Here is a 20,850-nt window from a genome sequence, read left to right as displayed (position 1 = left end):
GCTGGCGGACATCATGAGACCACTCGACGGTATCAAGGTCATCACGCTCGAACACGCGATCGCCGCGCCGTTCTGCACGCGTCAACTGGCCGATCTCGGCGCGCGCGTGATCAAGATCGAACGGCCCGGCGTCGGCGATTTCGCGCGCGGCTATGACGAACGCGTGCATGGGCTGTCGTCGCACTTCGTGTGGACCAATCGCTCGAAAGAAAGTCTTTCTCTCGACCTCAAGCAGCCCGCGGCGGCGGAGATTCTGGATGCATTGGTTGCCGATGCCGACGTGCTCGTGCAGAACCTCGCTCCGGGTGCGGCCGAACGGCTCGGCCTCGGCTACGACACGTTGAGCCAGAAGTATCCGAAGCTGATCGTCTGCGATATTTCCGGCTACGGGGCGGACGGTCCGTATCGCGACAAGAAGGCGTACGACCTGCTGATTCAAAGCGAGTCCGGCTTTTTGTCGATCACCGGCTCTCCTGGCGCGCCAGCGAAGGCGGGCTGCTCGATCGCGGATATCGCGGCGGGCATGTACGCTTATTCGAACATCCTGAGCGCGCTGTTGCAGCGGGGACGCACGGGGCGCGGTTGCCGTATCGACGTGTCGATGCTCGAGAGCATGGTCGAGTGGATGGGTTATCCGCTCTACTACGCGATCGACGGTCAGTCGCAGCCCGCGCTCGCGGGCGCCGCGCATGCAACGATCTATCCCTATGGCCCGTTTCCCGCTGGCGACGGCAAGACGGTCATGCTCGGCCTGCAGAACGAACGCGAATGGAAGCTGTTCTGCGAGCGCGTGCTCGAACAGCCTGAGCTAACAACGGACGAACGCTTCGCATCGAACTCGAAACGCACTGCGGCGCGCAACGCATTGCGCGAGGTGATCGTCGCGGCGTTCGCGAAGCTGAGTGCCGCGCAGGTGATCGAGCGACTCGATCAGGCAGGCATAGCGAACGCGCAGATGAATACGCTCGCGGACGTGTGGGCGCATCCGCAACTGAAGGCACGCGAGCGCTGGCAGGAAGTCGGCACGGCAGCGGGCACGATACCGGCATTGCGGCCTCCGGGTTTGCCTTCCGACATCGAGCCTCGGGTGGACCCTGTACCTACGCTTGGTCAACATACCGAATCAATTCTGCGCGAGCTTGGTTACGACAATGCGCGCATCGACGCGCTGCGCGCGGCCGGCACGATCTGATTCAGTAAGCCTGTTTCGGTTCGCGCCCGCATGCATGTGATGCGGGATGACAAGCCGGTATTCCGAACGAACCCGATGCAACCTGGCATCACACGGCGCACGACACTCATGAACGACCATCCCAGTCTCACGCTCGCCACTTTCGCTGCGCAACTCGACTTCGACAATATCCCGAACGAGGTCGTCGAGCGGACCGTCAACCTGTACGTCGATTGGCTCGGCTCGGCGCTTGCAGGCAAAGGCGCACGCCCGGTCGAGACGATCGCTCGGTTTGCGCGCGCGGCGGCCGGTGCGACGAACGAGGGCCTCTGCGAGGTACTGATCGATCGCGGCCGCACGACGCCGTATTTCGCTGCGATGATCAACGGCGCGGCATCGCATTTCGCCGAACAGGACGACGTGCACAATGGCTCGGTGTTTCATCCTGCGACCGTGGTGTTTCCGGTTGCGCTCGCGTTGGCACAGGCAAAGCGAGCGTCGGGGCGCGACTTCATCACGGCGGCCGTGGCGGGATACGAGGTCGGCATTCGCATCGGCGAATTTCTCGGGCGCTCGCACTACAAGGTGTTTCACACCACGGGCACGGTCGGTACGCTCGCAGGGGCGGCAACTGCAGGACGATTGCTGGGCTTGGCGTCGTCGCAGATGCTCGATGCGTTCGGCTCGGCGGGCACACAGGCTAGCGGCTTGTGGGAATTTCTGCGCGACGCCGCCGACTCGAAGCAACTTCACACCGCGATGGCCGCCGCGAACGGCCTGATGGCCGCGCAACTCGCCGCCGACGCCTTCAAGGGTGCGACGCACATTCTCGAAGGCGCGCAGGGCATGGCCGCGGGCATGTCGAGCGATGCCGATCCGGCTCGCCTCGTCGATCGCCTTGGCAGCCGCTGGGCGACCGCGGAGACGTCGTTCAAATATCACGCGGCGTGCCGCCATACGCATCCGGCCGCCGATGCGCTGCTCGCTGTGGTGCGGGCGCATCGTCTCGCGCCGCGCGACATCGCGAAGGTCGTCGCGCACGTGCATCAAGGCGCGATCGATGTGCTCGGTCCCGTGATCGCGCCGCGTACCGTGCATCAGGCGAAGTTCAACATGGGTACGGTGCTCGGACTCGTCGCGCATCACGGCTATGCGGGCATGACCGAATTCGAGCAGGGTTTCGACGCGAGCGAAATCCTTGTGTTTCGCGACAAGGTCACGATGATGCTCGACGCTGAAGTCGACGCCGCCTATCCTGCGCGCTGGATAGGCAAGGTCACGGTGACCACGACCGACGGCCGTGTTTTCGATGGGCGTGTCGATGAGCCAAAGGGCGATCCAGGGAACACGTTGTCGCGCGACGAGATCGCGATGAAGCTGCATCGGCTAGCGGCATTCTCGGGTGCGGCCAGTGAAGAGGAAGCGGCGCAACTGCTTCGCCGGGCGTGGGGTGTTGCCGAAGTGGCGCAGATTGGCCCGGTATTCGATGCAACTGCGCGCACGATGGTGGCGGCATGAGCGCGCTGCCCCGGTCATATCTGTTCGTGCCAGGGAATCGGCCTGAGCGGTTCGACAAGGCCTATGCGGCCGGCGCGGATGCGGTGATTCTCGATCTGGAAGACGCGGTGCAGCCGGATCAGAAAGTGCCGGCGCGCGCGGCGGTGGTGGCCGCGGTATCGGCTAACGCATCGCGGGCCGTGTGGGTGCGTATCAATGGCTCGGATACGCCTTGGTTTTCAGATGACGTTGCTGCGCTCGTTTGTCAGAGCGGCGTCGCCGGAATCGTGCTGCCGAAGGCTGAGACGCGCGAACAGATCTGCGCGGTGCTGGCGAACGCGCATCCGGCGTTAAGCGTACTGCCGATTGTCGAGACTGCGTGCGGGTTCGCGAATCTTGCGGCGTTATGCGGCGCGCCGCGCGTGCTGCGTATCGTGTTCGGTACGCTGGATTTTCAGGTCGATCTGGGCATCGATGGGGATGGCGAGGAGTTGCATCTGTTTCGCTCGCAGATCGTGCTTGCATCGAGGTTGGCCGGCATCGGTGCGCCGGTGGATGGCGTATCGACGGCCACTACCGATGCTGATGCGGTGCAAGCCGATGCACGGCGCGGGCGGCGGTTTGGTTTCGGCGGCAAGCTTTGCATTCATCCGAAGCAGATCGAGGCGGTGCACCGCGCATATGCATGGAGTGACGCCGAGGTGGAGTGGGCGCGACGCGTGCTTGCGGCTGTCGAGGCGAGCCATGGCGGGGCAGTCGCCGTGGATGGAAAGATGGTCGATATGCCGGTGGTCCTGCGGGCGCGGAGAGTTTTGGGCAACTCCGAGAGCTTCTGACAACGCCGTGTTTGTCGTGCCCTCATAGCAGGATTCCTACATCGCCTGCTGGTCATTCGGACGACGTACCAGTAAGCACCTCACCCAAGGGAATACCCTCCCATCATCGCACTTGAATAGTTAGCAGGTCACATGCTAGATTGAATTGTTATCGGTAACAATATTCGCCGAAAATCAAAAGGATCTGTTCCTTTCAGCACGTCAGAAAAATACCTTCCCGATGAGTACTATTCAAAATCCAGTTCTGCGCGGCTTCAACCCGGACCCTTGTATATGCCGTGGCAAAGATGCGTGGTATATCGCGGTTTCAACGTTTGAATGGTATCCGGGCGTTCTCATTTACGAATCGAAAGACTTCGTCAATTGGGAACTCAAGGCCACGCCTCTGGACAGGTTATCGCAATTGAACCTGATCGGAGAGCAGCCGTCCGGAGGCATATGGGCGCCAGCCCTGTCCTATCACGACGGTCTTTACTGGCTCGTCTATACCGACACCAAGGCATGGAAAGGCGAGCAGAAGATTTCCCCGCTGCGCGACATGCACAACTACCTCGTGACCGCCCCGGACATTGCCGGACCCTGGTCGGAGCCCGTCCATCTCGTCTCCGGTGGATACGATCCATCGCTGTTCCACGACGAATCCGGCAGAAAGTGGCTCGCTTATATCCGGCGCGACTTCAGAGGAATCCACGAAGATCTTTTCGTCGGAATCGTTCTGCGGGAATACTCGGTGCAGGAGGAAAAGCTGATCGGTGAAGAGCGCGTCATTTACAAAGGCGCCAACTTGAAGACCGATTACTTCATGAAATGTCAGATATACGAGGCTCCCCATTTATTGAAGAGGGGGGACTGGTACTACCTGATCACGGCGGAGGGCGGCACAGGCTATACGCATGCAACGTGCGTATCCAGGTCCCGCGATATCTTCGGTCCATACGAGTTCCATCCTGACACGCCGATGCTCACGTCGCGCGACGCGAATGGACGGATCCAGCGGACCGGCCACGGCAATCTGGTCGAAGGCCCGAATGGCCGGTGGTACATGACGTACCTCGGATCGAGACCAATCGATGCGCAAACGAAGCGCTCGCCGCTAGGCCGCGAGACCTGCATCGCCCCGATCGAATGGCATGCCGACTGGCCCCACCTCGCCACTGGCGGAGTGGTCCCCGCCGAATCTTTTGCGATCGACTCGGATATCGAGCAAAGGCTCGACAGCAGTTGGGCGATCGATTTCGGACAATGCGCCGCGCTGCCGCTGGAACTGCAGAGTCTGCGCATTCCCATTAGCGACGACTGGTGCAATCTTCACGACCGTCCGGGCTGTCTGCGGATAAGGGGACAAGAGTCACCAACCTCGCGCTTCCATCAAAGCATGCTGGCCTGTCGAATCCGTGACTGGCAGTTCGAGGTCGAAACGGCGCTGGAATTTTCGCCCAAGTCATATCTGCACATGGCTGGGCTCATGGCGCGTTACGACGAAAACACCTTTTACTACCTGTTCGTCACGCGCGACGACGACGGCACGAAAATCCTGTCCTACATGGAAATGGATGCGGGCAGCTTCGCCTATAGCAATCGACTGGCGACGCTGCCCGAGTCCACCGGGATCGACCTGCGGATTCGCGTCGTAGACGCAAAACTGAGCTTCTTCTATCGCGTGGCACACGGTGACTGGAAGGACCTCGGACTGGCAAAGGATTTCACGAAACTCAGCGATGAATATGCCACCCCAATCGGCTTCACGGGGGCTTTCGCTGGTATCACTGCCAATGACATGCTCGGTTTTCGCGAACCTGCCGACTTCAAGTCGTTCTCATATCGCCAATTGACCGGCTAGAGCTCGAATTTCGCTTCACCGCTGTCGCTTAATAATAAGGAAGACTTCATGCGCTTTCGTTGGAGACATCGCTATCTCGTGCTGCTGATTCTGTTCGCGATCTATCTGCTCTGTTACATGGACAGAATGATCATGGCGGCGGCTATTCCATTTATTGCGTCCGAGTTTCATCTGTCGGCGATGGAAATGGGAGGAATTCTCAGTGCGTTCTTCTTCAGCTACGCGCTATGTCAGATCCCGGCCGGCCTGCTGGCAGACAGATTCGGCCCGCGGCTGATGACGACGATCGGCATCACGTGGTGGACGATTTTCACCGCGCTTACCGGACTGTGCAATTCGCTCGGCTTGATGCTGGTGGTGCGTGTCGCATTCGGCGTCGGCGAAGCGCTCTTTCCTCCGGCCGCGTTCAAGGCGCTGTCGGCATGGTTCCCGAAGCGCGAATTGGGCCGGGCGACCGGGATGATGATGACCACGAATGCGCTGGGACCCGCTCTGGCTCCGCTGTTCGTGGCGGCCGTGCTGGCCGTGTGGGGATGGCGCGCGATTTTCACGAGTCTGTTCATCCCCGGTATCGCAATGGCGGTATTCGGCTGGATCTATATCAGAAACAGCCCGAAGGATAGCAAGCACGTTTCGAATATCGAACTAGAGGAAATCGGCACCAGCGAAAAGGCCCAGTCTGGCTCTGCCGGCAAAGCGGATTTTGCTGGACTGTTGAAAACGCCGCTGGTCTGGTGGTGCTTTGTCACCTTGTTCGTATTCAGCATCGCCTCGTGGGGAATCATGAGCTGGTTCCCGACGTACCTGCTGAAAGCGCGCGGCCTCTCGACGGCCAAAATGGGCATTATGGCGTCGGTGCCATTTCTGGTCGGCACGATTGCCTATTGCATCACGGGCTTTCTCTCCGACAAGTTCTTCCGCAATCGTCGCGAATTGCTTGTCGTCCTCGGCTGCATCGTGGCCGCCATCTTTGCCTATCTGACGGCCCATGCGGAGACCGTGGAAACGGCGGTGTTCTATCAGACGATCGGCTATTTCTTCTCGACCATGGCCGGCTGTTCGTTGTACACGATCCCGAACGTCGCGCTGCCGAACAAGGTCGTCGGATCGGCAATCGGCTTTGTCAACGCAGCGGGTCAACTGGCCGGATTTCTTTCTCCGCTGATCGTCGGTTACATCCTGACCAGCACGAGTAACGACTTCAATGTCGTGTTCCATCTTTTCGTCGGCTGCTTCTTGCTGGCTTCGGTTTCCGCATGGTTCATCAATACGAGGACGGATCGCAGCGACACCGTCACTCGGGCCGACGGTGGAGAAGTGGCCGCGCAGAACCAGACAGCCGGATAAATCGCGCGACGGGGCTTGGGCCGGCGATAATGCCAGCTCAGTCACTTGCTTTGAATCGCGCGACCATGAAATCGAGAATCGAAAATTTTTCGAGCGGCATCAGCGTGTTTGCGGCGGTAGTCGACGCCGGTACGTTCGCGGCTGCATCGGAAGTAATCGGAATGTCGCCGCCTGGTGTGAGCCGGGCGATTGCAAGGCTGGAAAGGAGATTGAAGATCCGGCTCTTCAATCGAACTACGCGGTCCGTGTCCCTGACGGACGAGGGCCGCCGTTTTTACGAGCAGGTCATGCCGCACCTCGCAGGGCTGGAGGAAGCCGCCGTGGCCGCGGCTGGCGGCGCATCGGCGATGCGGGGAAAGCTGCGGGTCAACCTCGATCCAGTGTGTTACCGGGCGATACTCGGGCAACGCCTCGACCAGTTCATGGACGCGCATCCTGAGCTCGAAATCGAGTTCATCGCGCGCGACCATCTGGGCGATCTCGTTCTCGAGGGCTTTGATCTCGCGCTGCGGTTCGGCGAGCCGAGGACATCGTCTCTCGTCGCACGCAAGCTGCTCGACACGGCCGTGGTCACGGTGGCCGCACCGTCGTACATCGCACGACGTGGGCGCCCGGCAAAGCCGGAAGATCTCGAAGGCCCAGGTCACCGTTGCCTGGAATTCCGTAATTCGGAGACGGGCAAGCCGTTCCCCTGGGAATTCCATCGCAAACGCAAGCACACTGTGATTGCGCCGCGCGGGCGATTGACGGTGAACGATCCTGGCGCGCTACTGAATGCGTGCCTCGCTGGCTCCGGTGTCGCGCAGATGCTTCTTTTCGGTGCCGAGCAACTGATTGCCGAAGGGCGGCTGATCAATCTCTTTCCCGACTGGCCTGACGAGCGCTATCCCCTGTACGCCTGCTACCCGTCACGCCATCACGTTCCGGCGAAGACGCGTGCCTTTCTGGAGTTCGTCGTCGAGTTGGCAAACGCTCACTCGTGAGCGGCCGTTACTCAAACGGCCTGCATTAACCAACCTCCACGCGGTTTCGCCCTCTGTCCTTGGCGCGATACAGCGCCAGGTCCGCGCGCTTGACGATGGCGTCGACGTCATCCTCACCAGGCTGGCGCTCGGTCACGCCGATGCTGACCGTAAATGGAATCGGCTTGCCGAGCCGCCACGGATGCTCGAAGTTCTGCTGCTCGATCGTCTGGCGCAAGTCTTCGGCCACGCTCGTCGCCTGTTCGATATCGAGGCCCGGCAGCGCGGCGACGAACTCCTCGCCGCCCCAGCGGGCAAACACGCCGATGCGCCAATCGGCGTTCATGACGACTTTGGCCATCACGCGCAGCACTTCGTCGCCAATGTCGTGTCCGTAACTGTCGTTGATCTTCTTGAAGTAATCGATATCGAGGAGAAAGATCGAAAGCTTGCTGTCCGACCCCAGCAGGTTCTCGACCGTGTCCGCGAATTCCCTTCGGTTGGGCAGGCCGGTCAGCTCGTCGGTCACGGCCTGTTTCTGCAGCAGATCCATCAATTGGACGCGATCGGCGATGTCGCGAATCACGGCGGTGAATTCGATCAGGCCGCCCACGTTGATCTTCGAGATCGCGATTTCGACGGGCAGCAGCGAGCCGTCGCGATGCAGCCCATAGATGCGGTTGCGCTCGTCCATTTGCCGCGAGCGCACCGGCGAGCGGGCGAACTGATGGACGTACTGGGAGTGATTGGCGCGATAGCGCTCGGGCAGCAGTTCCGTGATGGGGTGCCCCACCATCTCCTCGACCGAATAGCCGAAAAGGTTTTCCGCAGCGCGATTGAAGAGAGTGATGCAGTGCTGCTGGTCGATCGTAATGATCGCGTCATAGGCGGCGTCCACCACCGAGCGGAAACGCGACGTGCTGACTTCCAGCTCGTGCATCAACTCCATCTTTGCGGTGATCTCGAGACCCGTCACCATGATTTCGATCACCGAGTTCGCGCCTCTGTTGTGCCGCAGCGGCTTCAACGACAGGCGCCACCAGTGGGTTCCGTCTCTCAGGTCATAAGCCTGCTCGAGTTCGCGGGCGACGCCGGATTCAAAGCATTCGCTGAGCTTCTGACGGAATTCGGTTCGTGCGTAATTGGGAATCAGCGTGTCGAATGACGCCGGGAACGATTTGATGCTGTTGCGCTTGCCGCCCGTCATTTGCATGAAATGGTCGTTGCAGGCGGAAACCAACAGCTGTCCCCTCTCATCGCGCGCGACGATCGCGACGCTTGCGGCGATTTCGTCGACGATCGTCCGCATCGTGCAGGACCAGTCATCAACCATTCTGCCTCCGAGAATCTACCTGAATGCCCCCGTATGTTCTCCTGAACAGCACGCACGTCTACATTCAAATCATCCGGTGCGACCGGCTCCGAAGCTCGATATCGGGCCGCTTTGAAATGGGCATGGCCGGTCAACATGCGGGGAGAGTACATCGACAGAGTAGGCCGTAGTCCGATTTTTGGGAAGAATTTATTCCTGGAAATGAAGTACCAGACTCTGATGCGCTGCAGCCTTTCAGGTATGCAAATCGCTTCTTTTTCATCCCTTAATCAAACCGGAACACTCACCTCCAAAAAACCCAATTCCCACCCCACGTCGCCTGACGCACTCTTGAAGCCAACGGCCCGCACGATCCAACTACGGCCGTTCAGCGCTCTGCCCCGAGCCGCCGCATCCAACGAAGGCAGCCTCGCAGAACTGTTCCGCGCACGCGAGCCTCTCGCCCGTGCACCGCCTAAAGAGACAGGAGACACAATTTGCCCGCCCCCATCAACTCCGGCGCACGCCTCGACCGCCTGCCGATCAGCCGCTTTCACTGGAACATCCTCGGCCTGATCGGCGCAGGCGCTTTCCTCGACGCCTTCGACATCTATCTCGCCAACGGCGCGCTCGCGGCGATGGTCAAAACCGGCTTCACCGATCTGCGCCTCGGCTCGTTCTTCATCTCCGCGACCTTCATGGGCATGATGATCGGCGCGGGCCTGTCGGGCTATCTCGGCGACCGCTTCGGCCGACGCTATTCGTATCAGGCCAATCTCGCGATCTTCGGCCTCGCATCGCTCGCCGCCTGCTTCGCGCCGGACATCTACTGGCTGATCCTGCTGCGCTTCATCATGGGCATCGGCCTCGGCGCCGAACTCGTGGTCGCCGCCGGCACGCTGTGCGAATTCGTGCCACCCGCGACGCGCGGCCGCTGGACCGCGTTGCTCGCGCTGATCATCAACTCCGGTCTGCTCGGCGCGACCGCGGTCGGCTATTGGGTGATTCCACATCTCGGCTGGCGCTATATGTTCGCGATCGCGGGCGTCGGCGCGATGGTCGTGTGGTTCCTGCGGCATCGGATGCCGGAGTCGCCGCGCTGGCTCGAAACGGTTGGCCGGCTCGAAGAGGCGGAGGCCACCGTCGCCGCGATCGAGCGACAGGTCGAGGCGCGCGTCGGCAAGCTGCCGCCGGTCGCGCGCGTGGTCAGTCACGAGGTGCCGGCCGCGCCGTTCGCGGCGCTGTTCGCGCGCGGCATGATCGGCCGCACGCTGGTCGCCGCGCTGACCTGCATGGCGATCAACATGTCGTTGTACGGATTCGTCGCGTGGCTGCCGACGTTCTTCGTCAAGGAAGGTCTGACCATCGTGCAGTCGCTCGGCTTCGTGCTGCTGATGTCGTTCGGCGCGCCGGCCGGCGCCGTGGTCGGTTATCTCGTGACGGACCGCCTCGGGCGGCGCAACGGCATCGTGCTGTTCTCGCTTGCGACGATCGCGCTCGGCTTCGTCTACGTGCAGATGCGCGCGCCGGTGCCGATCGCGGTCGTCGGCTTCGCGCTCGTCACGACGATCTACACCGTCTGCACGCTCGGCCTGTTCGGCTATATCCCCGAGCTGTTTCCGACCGCGCATCGCTTGCGCGGCACCGGCGTGGCTGGCACGTGCGGCCGCGCGGCGTCGATGTCGACACCGTATGTCGCGCTGCTGCTCTACACGCAGTTCGGCGTGACGGGTGTGCTGACGATGGTCGGTGGCGTGCTGTTGTTGCTGAGCATCGCGATTCTCGCGCTGCGCATCGAAACGAGTCGGCAGACGCTCGAAGAGATCTCGCCCGATGCCGAGCTGATACCGCAAGCGGAGATGATGCAAGAGTCGGCATAGGCCGTACGCGCATGAAGGGAGGCCGTCGATTCGGATCTTTCCCCGGCTAAAATTTCACCACACCTGGTTAAGATGAAAGTCTGTCCTGCCCATGCTTCGCTAGCAGCTTTCATCATGCACTTCGATTTCGTCGATTTACGCCTGCTCATGCACATCGCCGACACGCGCAACCTCGCGCGTGCGGCGGAGCGTTCACACCTGTCGGCGCCGGCCGCGAGCAACCGGGTCAAGAATCTCGAGGAGCAGCTCGGCATCAAGCTGCTCTATCGAACCAGCCAGGGCGTGACGCCGACACCCGCGGGCGAGGCCTTCGTGCATCACGCGCGGCTCGTGCTCGAACGCGTCGAGCATCTGGCCGGCGATATGCAGGAGTACGGCGACGGCATCAAGGGCCACGTGCGCATCTGGGCCAACACGACCGCGATCAGCGAGTTCCTGCCGGCCGTGCTGAGCCGTTTTCTGCGCGACCACCCGGACGTGAACATCGATCTGCGCGAAGTGCTGAGCGGCGATATCGTCAAGGGCGTCGCCGACAGCGCGACCGATATCGGCATCGTGGCGGGCAATGTGCATGTCGAGCATCTGCAGATGCTGCCGTATCGCGACGATCGGCTCGTGCTCGTGACGTCGTGCGAGCATCCGTTCGCGAGGCAGGCGTCGGTCGATTTCTCGCAGGTGCTGAACGCGAACTTCGTCAGCCTGCCGACGTCGAGCGCGATCCACGCATTCATCATGAGCGCCGCCGATGCGCTCGGCGCGCGTCTCAAGCTTCGCATCCAGGTCGGCAACTTCGAGGCCGCTTGCAGGATGATCGAGGCGGGTGTCGGAATCGGCATCGTACCGGAATCGGTCGCGCTGCGGCACAGAAAGACGATGCAGATCGCGATCGTCGGCCTGAACGATCCGTGGGCCGAGCGTAAGCTGAAGATCTGCGTGCGCAGCCTGCAGGACTTGCCGCCGTTCGCGCGTGTGCTGGTCGACCGGTTGACGGCGGCGGCGGAGGGGGACGGCGCGACCGATGCTTGACGCTTGACACGCGGGCTTCGCACACGCGTCTGGAGCTTGACCAAGTTTCCTTCTGGAAACAACGCTACCTTTTGTCAACCGGTATTTCTCTCCCCAGGCACCTCCTTACCGCCGTAAAAAGCCGCGTGTATAGTTTCCGAACTTACTCTTGTTTCGCATCGGAAATTAAAGGGGTTCACATGGACGCGTCCACCATCCTTGCCGATCTCGGCATTGCCCACGCCGCACAAGCCGGCGATATCTCGGTTCATTCGCCGATCACCGGCGCGCTCATCGGCCGTGTGGCCAGCCAGACGGCGGCCGAGGTCGACGCGGCGCTCGGCCGGGCCAAAGACGCGTTCGCCGTATGGCGCAACGTGCCGGCGCCGCGCCGCGGCGAGCTGGTGCGGCTGCTCGGCAATCGGCTGCGCGAACAGAAGCACGCGCTCGGCAGCCTCGTTTCGCTGGAAACCGGCAAGATCCTGCAGGAAGGCATGGGTGAAGTGCAGGAAATGATCGACATCTGCGATTTCGCGGTCGGTCTGTCGCGCCAGCTGTACGGTTTGACGATCGCGTCCGAGCGCCCGGGGCATCGGATGGCGGAGTCGTGGCATCCGCTCGGCACCTGCGTCGTGATCTCCGCGTTCAATTTCCCGGTGGCGGTGTGGTCGTGGAATGCGGCGCTCGCGCTGGTGTGCGGCAACGCGGTGATCTGGAAGCCGTCGGAAAAGACGCCGCTGTCGGCGCTCGCGGTGAACAAGATTCTCGAAGATGCACTGAAGGAATTCGGCGATGCGCCGGCTGGCCTCGCGGCGCTGATCATCGGCGGCCGCGACGTCGGCGAAAAGCTCGTGGCCGATCCGCGCGCGTCGATCGTCAGCGCGACGGGCAGCACGGAAATGGGGCGCAAGGTCGGCGTCGAAGTGGCGAAGCGCTTCGGCCGTTCGCTGCTCGAACTCGGCGGCAACAACGCGGGCATCGTCGCGCAGACGGCCGACCATGAACTCGCGATGCGCGGCATCCTGTTCTCGGCGGTCGGCACGGCCGGTCAGCGCTGCACGACGCTGCGGCGTCTGTTCGTGCACGACAGCGTGTACGAAAAGACCGTCGAGCGTCTGAAGCAGCTGTATAGCCGCGTGCCGATCGGCAATCCGCTCGAAAAGGGCACGCTGATGGGGCCGCTGATCGACCGTCAATCGTTCGACCGCATGCAGGAAGCGCTGCAGCAGGCCAAGGCCGAGGGCGGCAAGGTGTTCGGCGGCGAGCGCGTCGACGTGAAGGGTTATGAGGGCGGCTACTACGTGCGTCCGGCCATCGTCGAGATGCCGTCGCAGACGCCGGTCGTGCTGAAGGAAACTTTCGCGCCGATTCTATACGTGCTGCGCTATGCCAACTTCGCCGATGCGGTCGAGGCGAACAATGCCGCGCATCATGGTCTGTCGTCGTGCGTGTTCACGAGCGACCTGCGCGAAGCTGAGCGCTTCCTGTCCGCGTCGGGCAGCGACTGCGGCATCGCCAACGTCAACATCGGTCCGAGCGGCGCGGAGATCGGCGGGGCGTTTGGCGGCGAGAAGGAAACGGGCGGCGGCCGCGAGTCGGGTTCGGATGCGTGGAAGGCGTATATGCGTCGCGCGACCAATACCGTGAACTACTCGTCGGCGCTGCCGCTGGCGCAGGGTATCGACTTCAATCTCGACTGACGCGCACAAGTGTGACGTCGCGGTCAGGCGCGCCACGGCCGCGCGTTGCAGATAGCAATCCCTTTGCGCCGCCCGACGTTCCGGAGCGGCCACGTTACTCGTGGAGTAAGACGTGAGTTCGAAAGTCGTGATCGTCGGCGGTGGGGTGATCGGCAGTTCGATTGCGTATTTCTTGCGGCTGTCCGATCCGACAGTCGGCGTCACGGTGATCGAACGCGATCCGACCTATGCGCGTTCGTCGTCGGCCTTGTCGGCGGCGTCGATCCGGCAGCAATTTTCTACGCCGCTTTCCATTCAGATGTCGCTGTTCGGCATCGAGTTTCTGCGCTCGATCGGCGAGCGGCTGGAAGTCGACGGAACGCGGCCGTCGATCGATCTGCACGAAGGCGGCTACCTGTTTCTCGCGACATCGGCCGGTGAAGCGACGCTGCGCGAGAATCACGCGCTGCAAACAAGCCTCGGCGCGGATATCAGCCTGCTCGACACGCATGGCTTGCAAACGCGCTTCCCCTGGCTCAATACCGATGATCTCGTTGCCGGCGCTTTTGGCGAAAGCGGCGAGGGCTGGTTCGACGGCTACGGTCTCGTGCAGGCGCTGCGCAAGAAAGCGCAGGCGCTCGGCGCGCGCTATGTCGCGGCCGAAGTCACCGCGCTGCATCGCGACGGCAGCCGTGTCACGCAGGTACGAACCGCGGACGGCGAGACCTATGCTTGCGATGTCGTCGTCAACGCGGCCGGCGCGTGGTCGCGCAAGGTCGCGCAGATGATCGGCATCGACCTGCCCGTCTATGCGCGGCGGCGCAGTATCTTCAACGTCACGTCGCCGGCAAGGCTCGAACGCTGCCCGCTGCTGATCGATCCGAGCGGCGTGTACTTCCGGCCCGAAGGCAATTCGTATATCTGCGGCGCGTCGCCATCGGCCGATAACGACCCCGACGATTTGCCGCTCGACGAAGTTGATCACGCGCTATTCGACGACGTGATCTGGCCGACGCTCGCGAATCGCGTGCCGCAGTTCGAGGCGCTACGCGTGCAGAACTGCTGGTCCGGCTATTACGAATACAACGTGCTCGATCAGAACGCGATCATTGGACATCATCCGGATGTCGATAACTGCCTCTTCGCGAACGGCTTCAGCGGCCACGGTTTGCAGCAAGGCCCGGCAACCGGACGCGGCATCAGCGAATTGATTCTGCATGGCCGCTATGCGACGCTCGACCTCGGTTCACTGAGCTTCGCGCGTGTGCTTGAGAACCGGCCGATCATCGAGAAGAACGTGGTGTAGCTAGCGCCCCTATATGGCCCGATGCGGGGTCATGCGGAAAACGCAATAAGTAGTGCATAGATATTGTTTGCCGCAGATCCCGCCGATGGCCACAATCGACGCCGATCGTCTTCGACATCCCAATCGATATCACACGAGAGGCAGGCGGCCGTCATCATGTTCTCATTCAATCCCGCATTCGAAGCACCGAGCGGCTCGCCGATCCGCGAGCTGTTCAAATACCTCGCGCAGCCGGGCATGATCTCGTTCGCCGGCGGCTATCCGGCGAGCGACCTGTTCGACCGTGAAGGACTCGATGCCGCGGCCGCGCGCGCCTCGCATCAGCCGACGCTGTGTCTGCAATACGGCCCCACCGATGGGATTGCGATCCTCAAGGAACAGCTTGCACAGCTGATGGCACGGCGCGGCGCGTCATGCACGCCAACAGACCTGCTCGTGACGACCGGTTCGCAACAAGGCTTCGATCTGCTGCTGCGGGTGATGGTGGCGCCCGGCGACGTCGTGCTCGTCGAGCAGCCCGCGTATCCGGCCACGTTGCAGGCGCTGAAGCTGCAACAGGCCGACGTCGTCACGGTGCCCGTCGATCAGCACGGACTCGACGTCGCGAAGCTCGCCGCAGTGCTCGAATCGGGCACGCTGCGCCGCGCTCCCAAGCTGCTGTACACGGTGCCGACCTTCGCGAATCCCACTGGCGCGACGTTGTCGTTCGAACGTCGAATCGCATTGTTGAGCCTGGCGGCGCGCTATCGGTTCATGATCGTCGAAGACGATCCGTATGGTGATCTGCGTTTCGATGGCACGGCAGTGCCTTCGCTATTCGCGTTGAGCGGGCAGGTGCCCGGTTCGCGCGACTGGGTCGTGCATTTTTCAAGTCTGTCGAAGATCGTCGCGCCGGGCTTGCGGGTCGGCTGGATGGTCGCGCACGCGGAGATCGTGCGGCGCTGCGTGGTGGCCAAGCAGACGGTCGATCTATGCAGCGCGCCGTGGACCCAGGTGATCGCCGCCGAGTACCTCGCGAGCGGCGCGTTGGAGCGTTATCTGCCGCGCATCATCGATGCATATGCCGTGAAATGCCGCGCGCTATGCGATGCGCTCGACACGCATCTCGCGCAGCAGATCGCGTTTCATCGTCCGGCCGGCGGCATGTTCGTGTGGGCGCGTCTGAACTCGGCGCGCGATGCGTCCGACTATCTGCGCATGTGCATCGAACGGAACGTGATGTTCGTGCCGGGCGTCGCGTTTTACAAGGACGCGGTCGATAGGGCGGCGCTGCGCCTGTCGTTTGCCGCGCCCGGGGTGGAGGAGATCGAAACCGGCGTGCATCGAATGAAGCGCGCGCTCGAGCTGTACTTCGAGGGGCAATAAAACCCGCAACGCATCAATACAATTAGCGCAGTGCGGAAGATTACCCCGGCGAGCATCTAATGTGCAGCCGGGTTTTTTATTCCAATGCCAAAAATTGTGACGATTTAGCAGAATTCACCGCATTCCTTATTAATCGTGAATTGCGTTGCGTGCGAATACGCAATCGTTTTCGTCCGTGTATGCCGCTCTATCAGGTCGGCTGTGGCAAGCCGGGGCAAGGCTACAGGATTGCCACGGCGGGGGGCGCGCTCGCGAGTGGACCGTCAAATGATCGCCCCCAATGAAATCGTTATTGCGCGCGTTAATTCAAGATTATGCGAATTGAATAAATTCGCGCCTTGCCAAATTTCGTAATGGAAGTGGCCGATTTATATGCGGAAATGCCATTTATAAAGATACGAAACCGTGTAATTATGTGTTTGCCGGTCGGTTTCCGTTTTGCGTGATTCCCTGCGTGTCTGAAAGACAGGTTTTGCATGGGCTCGCACCACGCGAGCCGGCCTTCGCACGGGAAAGGACACTCGCCCGTCGCGTTCGCCCACGCATGCCGCATATGAGTGCCGCAATAGTATGCGTGACCGGGCCACAAAAACGTTAAACGAAGAAAAGAGGGCAACGCAATGAATTCACTCGACGAGAAGCGGCCGCTGCTGATCTACGACGGCACGCTCGGCGACCTCTACGGCATCTTTTTCAGAAGCCTTCTGCTGCAAATCGTGACGCTCGGCATTTACCGCTTCTGGGCGACCACGAACAACCGCCGCTATGTCTGGTCGCACATGCGCTTTCAGGACGAGCGCTTCGAGTACACCGGCACCGGGGGCGAGCTATTCAAGGGCTTTCTCATCGCGATCGTGGTCGTGTTGGGCGCGACGTTTGCGGCTGGCGCGCTGAGTGTGGTCTTGCGCATGCAGACGAAAAGCGCGGCACTCGGTTCGCTGCCTGTCGTCGTGTTTTATCTGCTGATCGTCGTGTTCGCGGCGGGCGCGTTTTTCAGCGCGCAGCGCTATCGGCTGAGCCGCACGCAGTGGTGCGGTGTTCGCGGCGGCATGACCGGCTCGGCGCTCGGCTACGGTGTGCGCGCGCTGCTGTATGCGCTGTTGTGCGTTGTCACGCTTGGCCAGATGTTGCCGTGGACGTCGATGCGTCTGACGGAGCGCCGCATCAACGCGAGTGGCTTCGGTAGCCTGGCGTTTCGCTTCAAGGGGCGCGCGCGGGTTGTCTACGGTGTGTTCCTCGTTACGTTCGTCGGCGTGGTCGCTCTTTTTGCGGTGCTGTTCATGGTGTTTCTGAAGGGCGCTCTCGCATCGATGCATGTCGGCCACGTGTCGGGGGTGGGTGTAGCGCCGTGGCGGGCCGCGCTCGGATCGCTGTTTTTGTTTTATGCGCTGTTCTCGATCGGCACGATGCTGATCCGCGGCTTCTATGTCGCCGCGCTGACGCGCCATGTGATGGGTAATACGTCGCTCGGCTCGCAATTGCATTTCGGCAGCAACGTCAGCGTTGCGCGTCTGCTCGGCTTGCAGTGCGGCAACCTTGCGATCATCGTGTTCACGCTCGGCTGCGGCGCGCCTATCGTGCTGCATCGGCTGATGCGCTTTGCCGCCGACACGCTGCAGGTTTCCGGCTACCTCGACGCGCACATGCTGGGGCAAAGCACCGTGGCTGCGCCGCTGACCGGCGAAGGCATGCTGAACCTGCTGGATCATGGTGGCGCCTTTTGAGTTTGGCCTCGCGTTGAGCGTGCAACGTTGGGCGGTGGTTTGCACGGTGTGCGGCAACCGATACGACACGCGACTCATCGAAGGCGCCAGCGCGAAACGCAGTACGCTCAATGAGTTAGCGCAGTCATGCGCAGCTTGTCCACAAGCTTGTTCCCAAAATCTGTGGACAACAGGGGAGACGCGAAGCGCAGAGCTCGCGCTCGCAAGGCTACCGGGAAGGTACAGCATAAAAGCAAACAGCGGGACTCACCGTCGACCGGTTCATCCCGCTGCTTGTGTATGGCGACGTGTGTGACTTGCCGTGCGGCGCGCACGGCAAGCGTGGCAAACGCTTATCGGTCGAGGAACGACTTCAGACGGTCCGCGCGGCTCGGATGCATGAGCTTGCGCATCGCCTTGCTCTCGATCTGACGGATCCGCTCGCGCGTCACGTCGAACTGCTTGCCCACTTCTTCGAGCGTGTGATCCGACTTCGTGTTGATGCCGTAGCGCATGCGCAGCACCTTCGCTTCACGCGGCGACAGGGAATCGAGCGCGTCGTCGATTGCGGCACGCAGGTCGGCCTGCATCGCGGCATCCGCCGGCGACGACACGGCCGCGTCTTCGATCATGTCGCCCAGCGTCGCATCGCCGTCGTCGCCGACCGGCGTTTCGAGCGATACCGGTTGCTTCGCGATCTTCAGAATCCCGCGCACCTTCTCTTCCGACAACTCCATGCGTTCCGCGAGCACCGCCGGATGCGCTTCCTGGCCGGTCTGCTGCAGGATCTCGCGCGAAATGCGGTTCAGCTTGTTGATCGTTTCGATCATGTGCACCGGCACGCGGATCGTGCGGGCCTGATCGGCGAGCGAACGCGTGACGGCCTGGCGGACCCACCACGTCGCATACGTCGAAAACTTCCAGCCACGACGGTATTCGAACTTGTCCACGGCCTTCATCAGACCGATGTTGCCTTCCTGGATCAGGTCGAGGAACAGCATGCCGCGGTTCACGTACTTCTTCGCGATCGAGATCACGAGACGCAGGTTCGCCTCGATCATCTCGCTCTTGGCCTTGCGCATCTTCGATTCGGCCGCAACCATCTGGCGGTTGATCTCTTTCAGATGCTTGAGCGGCAGCGACACCGTCGCTTCGATGTCGATGAGCTTCTGCTGTTCGGACTGGATGGCCGGCAGATGACGCTCGAGCGCCGCACCATAGGTCGACGCGCCGGTGCGCGCGGCACGCTCGGTCCAGCCGAGATCGGCCTCGCTACCCGCGAACGTCTCGATGAACTTCTCGCGCGGCATGCCAGCCTTCGAGACGACGATCTGCAAGATGTTGCGCTCAATCGCGCGCACTTGCGCGACCTGGTGCTGCACGTCGCCGCACAGACGGTCGATCGTGCGTGCGGTGAAGCGGATCTTCGCGAGGTGCTGCTGAATGTCTTCGCGTGCGCGCAGATAGGCCTTCGAGGTGACGTCGCCGCGCGTGTGCGACGCGTTCATCTGATCGAACAGAATGCCGACCTGGGCGAAGATTTCGAGGCAGTCGCTCGTGAGCTGCTTCAGGCGAGCTTCGTCCGCCGCCGACGAATCGGCCGGACCGACGTCGTCGTTGTCTTCATCTTCGCTGTCTTCGTCGGCATCGCTGTCTTCGTCGGCGTCCGCATCGGCACTCGCGACTTCTTCCGCGGCGGCCGTCTCTTCATTCAGACCGTCGACGAGTTCGTCGATGCGCAACTCGCCGTCGGCAACCTGCTGCGCGCTTGCGAGGATCGCGGAGATCGCGAGCGGGCATGCTGCGATCGCCTGCACCATTTCGTGCAGGCCGTCTTCGATTCGCTTCGCGATCGCGATTTCGCCTGCGCGGGTGAGCAGCTCAGTCGCGCCCATTTCGCGCATGTACATACGCACGGGGTCGGTGGTGCGGCCGAATTCAGAGTCGACGGTCGACAGCGCGACTTCGGTTTCCTCGTCGGCCTGGTCGTCCGACACCACGGCGGGGGAGTTCGAGTTGAGCAGCAGCGTTTCTGCGTCCGGGGCTTGCTCGTACACTTGCACGCCCATATCGCTGAACGCGCTGACGATGCTGTCGATCGCGGCGGTTGCGGTGAAGTTGTCGGGCAGGTGGTCGTTGATCTGCGCGTGGGTCAGATAGCCTTGCTCTTTACCCAGCTGGATCAGTGCGCGCATCAGGCGCTGGCGTTCTTCGGCTTGTTGCGGCGGCAGCTCGGCTGCCACAGGGATCGCTTTGCCGGCGCCCTTGCCTTTGGCCGAACGGCCGGACGGAACTTTGGCAGTGAAGGCGGCGGTTTCGTGTTGCGAATCTTCGCGATCAAAAGGGTTCACGTAATTTCCTCTAGAGGCTTCGCTATGAGACGCAAGACGCTACCGTCAGGCGTTTCGAGCAGGGCTCAGCATCACCTGATGTGACTCAACGCGGTTGTTGGGCTGTGCTCTGGGGAGCAAAAAAGATGAGCCCGCTCGAAGCGGGCCGATGGACATGCGAAATTTTGCGCGGCTCGCATTATATACGAGCTTGGGGGTTCGCGCTCATGGGTGCACATCAAATCATCGTCGCTGTTGTCGCATGCATGCGTGAGACTGCGCGGGTGCGGAGTCCGTGTGCATGCGCGGCATATGACGTAGATAGGGGCGCATTGGTCCTTGCACAAGGGGGCTTGCCGTTTTCTTATCTATAGGGGTCATATCCCCCACGTGGCGCCCCCAAAAGAAATTCGCAGAAGGGGCTTGACGGGTTGTCGATCGCTCTCCATAATCTCGCTTCTCTGCTGCAGACGCAGCGACGCAAACGAAACAGTGCCGGGTGGTGGTTCAGGTGCTGCGGGTTGGGCGGATCGATCTTTAAAAACTAACAGCCGATAAGTGTGGGCGCTTGATGCGGAATGCGGCGGCGGATCCGTATGGATCTGCTGCAAGGCAAA

Annotated in this window: 15 protein-coding genes; 12 read left to right on the top strand and 3 right to left on the bottom strand. The window is 61.7% G+C overall.

Translation table 11 applies throughout. The features are described from left to right. Positions 1–13: 13 nt before the first annotated feature. The 6 genes from AB4Y34_RS37225 to AB4Y34_RS37200 all read left to right on the top strand — a co-directional run bounded on the left by AB4Y34_RS37225 (position 14) and on the right by AB4Y34_RS37200 (position 7,674). Positions 14–1,192, top strand: a complete 1,179-nt coding sequence (locus AB4Y34_RS37225; RefSeq protein ID WP_368718857.1) for a CaiB/BaiF CoA transferase family protein — start codon at positions 14–16, stop codon at positions 1,190–1,192. Between the two features lie 108 nt (positions 1,193–1,300). Next, positions 1,301–2,689: an MmgE/PrpD family protein gene (locus tag AB4Y34_RS37220; RefSeq protein ID WP_368718856.1), complete on the top strand. Its 1,389-nt coding sequence runs from the start codon at positions 1,301–1,303 to the stop codon at positions 2,687–2,689. Further along, the gene (locus AB4Y34_RS37215) at positions 2,686–3,504 is read left to right on the top strand and encodes a CoA ester lyase (protein ID WP_368718855.1); all 819 of its coding nucleotides are present in this window, start codon (positions 2,686–2,688) and stop codon (positions 3,502–3,504) included. The genes AB4Y34_RS37220 and AB4Y34_RS37215 overlap by 4 nt, the downstream gene beginning before the upstream one ends. A gap of 220 nt (positions 3,505–3,724) precedes the next feature. Then, positions 3,725–5,344, top strand: a complete 1,620-nt coding sequence (locus AB4Y34_RS37210) for a glycoside hydrolase family 43 protein (RefSeq protein ID WP_368718854.1) — start codon at positions 3,725–3,727, stop codon at positions 5,342–5,344. A 48-nt stretch (positions 5,345–5,392) separates the two neighbouring features. Further along, positions 5,393–6,691, top strand: a complete 1,299-nt coding sequence (locus AB4Y34_RS37205; RefSeq protein ID WP_368718853.1) for an MFS transporter — start codon at positions 5,393–5,395, stop codon at positions 6,689–6,691. Between the two features lie 65 nt (positions 6,692–6,756). Further along, positions 6,757–7,674 (top strand): LysR family transcriptional regulator, encoded by a 918-nt coding sequence (locus AB4Y34_RS37200; protein WP_368718861.1) that lies wholly within the window; start codon positions 6,757–6,759, stop codon positions 7,672–7,674. A gap of 25 nt (positions 7,675–7,699) precedes the next feature. Here the strand turns inward: AB4Y34_RS37200 and AB4Y34_RS37195 are convergent, their stop codons facing one another. Further along, positions 7,700–8,986, bottom strand: a complete 1,287-nt coding sequence (locus tag AB4Y34_RS37195; protein WP_368718852.1) for a diguanylate cyclase — start codon at positions 8,984–8,986, stop codon at positions 7,700–7,702. Between the two features lie 476 nt (positions 8,987–9,462). On the opposite strand from AB4Y34_RS37195, the gene AB4Y34_RS37190 reads away from it, so the two are divergent. From AB4Y34_RS37190 to AB4Y34_RS37165, 6 genes are all read left to right on the top strand, one after another. Further along, the gene (locus AB4Y34_RS37190) at positions 9,463–10,845 is read left to right on the top strand and encodes an MFS transporter (RefSeq protein ID WP_368718851.1); all 1,383 of its coding nucleotides are present in this window, start codon (positions 9,463–9,465) and stop codon (positions 10,843–10,845) included. Positions 10,846–10,959: 114 nt separating this feature from the next. Further along, a complete protein-coding gene (locus tag AB4Y34_RS37185; RefSeq protein WP_176385553.1) occupies positions 10,960–11,871 on the top strand; it encodes a LysR family transcriptional regulator in 912 nt (303 codons plus the stop codon). 179 nt (positions 11,872–12,050) lie between these two features. Further along, entirely contained in the window at positions 12,051–13,550 is a 1,500-nt protein-coding gene (locus AB4Y34_RS37180) for an aldehyde dehydrogenase family protein (protein ID WP_368718850.1), read from the top strand. Positions 13,551–13,662: 112 nt separating this feature from the next. Beyond that, positions 13,663–14,835, top strand: a complete 1,173-nt coding sequence (locus AB4Y34_RS37175) for an NAD(P)/FAD-dependent oxidoreductase (RefSeq protein WP_368718849.1) — start codon at positions 13,663–13,665, stop codon at positions 14,833–14,835. A gap of 156 nt (positions 14,836–14,991) precedes the next feature. Further along, the gene (locus AB4Y34_RS37170; protein ID WP_368718848.1) at positions 14,992–16,200 is read left to right on the top strand and encodes a PLP-dependent aminotransferase family protein; all 1,209 of its coding nucleotides are present in this window, start codon (positions 14,992–14,994) and stop codon (positions 16,198–16,200) included. Positions 16,201–16,820: 620 nt separating this feature from the next. After that, positions 16,821–17,924, top strand: a complete 1,104-nt coding sequence (locus AB4Y34_RS37165) for a YjgN family protein (RefSeq protein ID WP_176385561.1) — start codon at positions 16,821–16,823, stop codon at positions 17,922–17,924. A 332-nt stretch (positions 17,925–18,256) separates the two neighbouring features. Here AB4Y34_RS37165 and rpoD read toward each other — a convergent pair whose 3' ends face one another. Beyond that, positions 18,257–20,254, bottom strand: coding sequence for an RNA polymerase sigma factor RpoD (gene rpoD / locus AB4Y34_RS37160; RefSeq protein ID WP_176126339.1), 1,998 nt, complete (start codon positions 20,252–20,254; stop codon positions 18,257–18,259). A 356-nt stretch (positions 20,255–20,610) separates the two neighbouring features. Further along, a partial coding sequence (locus AB4Y34_RS37155; RefSeq protein ID WP_368718847.1) for a hypothetical protein occupies positions 20,611–20,850 on the bottom strand: 240 nt, incomplete at its 5' end.

It is taken from the genome of Paraburkholderia sp. BR10954 (assembly GCF_040965775.1).
Classification (GTDB): Bacteria; Pseudomonadota; Gammaproteobacteria; order Burkholderiales; family Burkholderiaceae; genus Paraburkholderia; species Paraburkholderia youngii.
The sequence above is the reverse complement of the archived record's forward strand: the minus strand, read 5'-3'. Positions and strand labels throughout refer to the sequence as shown.

Excerpts from the sequence above, each read along its gene's own strand:
- AB4Y34_RS37210 (WP_368718854.1), top strand. The coding sequence starts at position 3,725 with ATGAGTACTATTCAAAATCCAGTTCTGCGCGGCTTCAACCCGGACCCT.
- AB4Y34_RS37170 (WP_368718848.1), top strand. The coding sequence starts at position 14,992 with ATGTTCTCATTCAATCCCGCATTCGAAGCACCGAGCGGCTCGCCGATC.
- AB4Y34_RS37205 (WP_368718853.1), top strand. The coding sequence starts at position 5,393 with ATGCGCTTTCGTTGGAGACATCGCTATCTCGTGCTGCTGATTCTGTTC.
- AB4Y34_RS37180 (WP_368718850.1), top strand. The coding sequence starts at position 12,051 with ATGGACGCGTCCACCATCCTTGCCGATCTCGGCATTGCCCACGCCGCA.
- AB4Y34_RS37200 (WP_368718861.1), top strand. The coding sequence starts at position 6,757 with ATGAAATCGAGAATCGAAAATTTTTCGAGCGGCATCAGCGTGTTTGCG.
- AB4Y34_RS37185 (WP_176385553.1), top strand. The coding sequence starts at position 10,960 with ATGCACTTCGATTTCGTCGATTTACGCCTGCTCATGCACATCGCCGAC.
- AB4Y34_RS37165 (WP_176385561.1), top strand. The coding sequence starts at position 16,821 with ATGAATTCACTCGACGAGAAGCGGCCGCTGCTGATCTACGACGGCACG.
- AB4Y34_RS37225 (WP_368718857.1), top strand. The coding sequence starts at position 14 with ATGAGACCACTCGACGGTATCAAGGTCATCACGCTCGAACACGCGATC.
- AB4Y34_RS37195 (WP_368718852.1), bottom strand. The coding sequence starts at position 8,986 with ATGGTTGATGACTGGTCCTGCACGATGCGGACGATCGTCGACGAAATC.
- AB4Y34_RS37220 (WP_368718856.1), top strand. The coding sequence starts at position 1,301 with ATGAACGACCATCCCAGTCTCACGCTCGCCACTTTCGCTGCGCAACTC.
- AB4Y34_RS37215 (WP_368718855.1), top strand. The coding sequence starts at position 2,686 with ATGAGCGCGCTGCCCCGGTCATATCTGTTCGTGCCAGGGAATCGGCCT.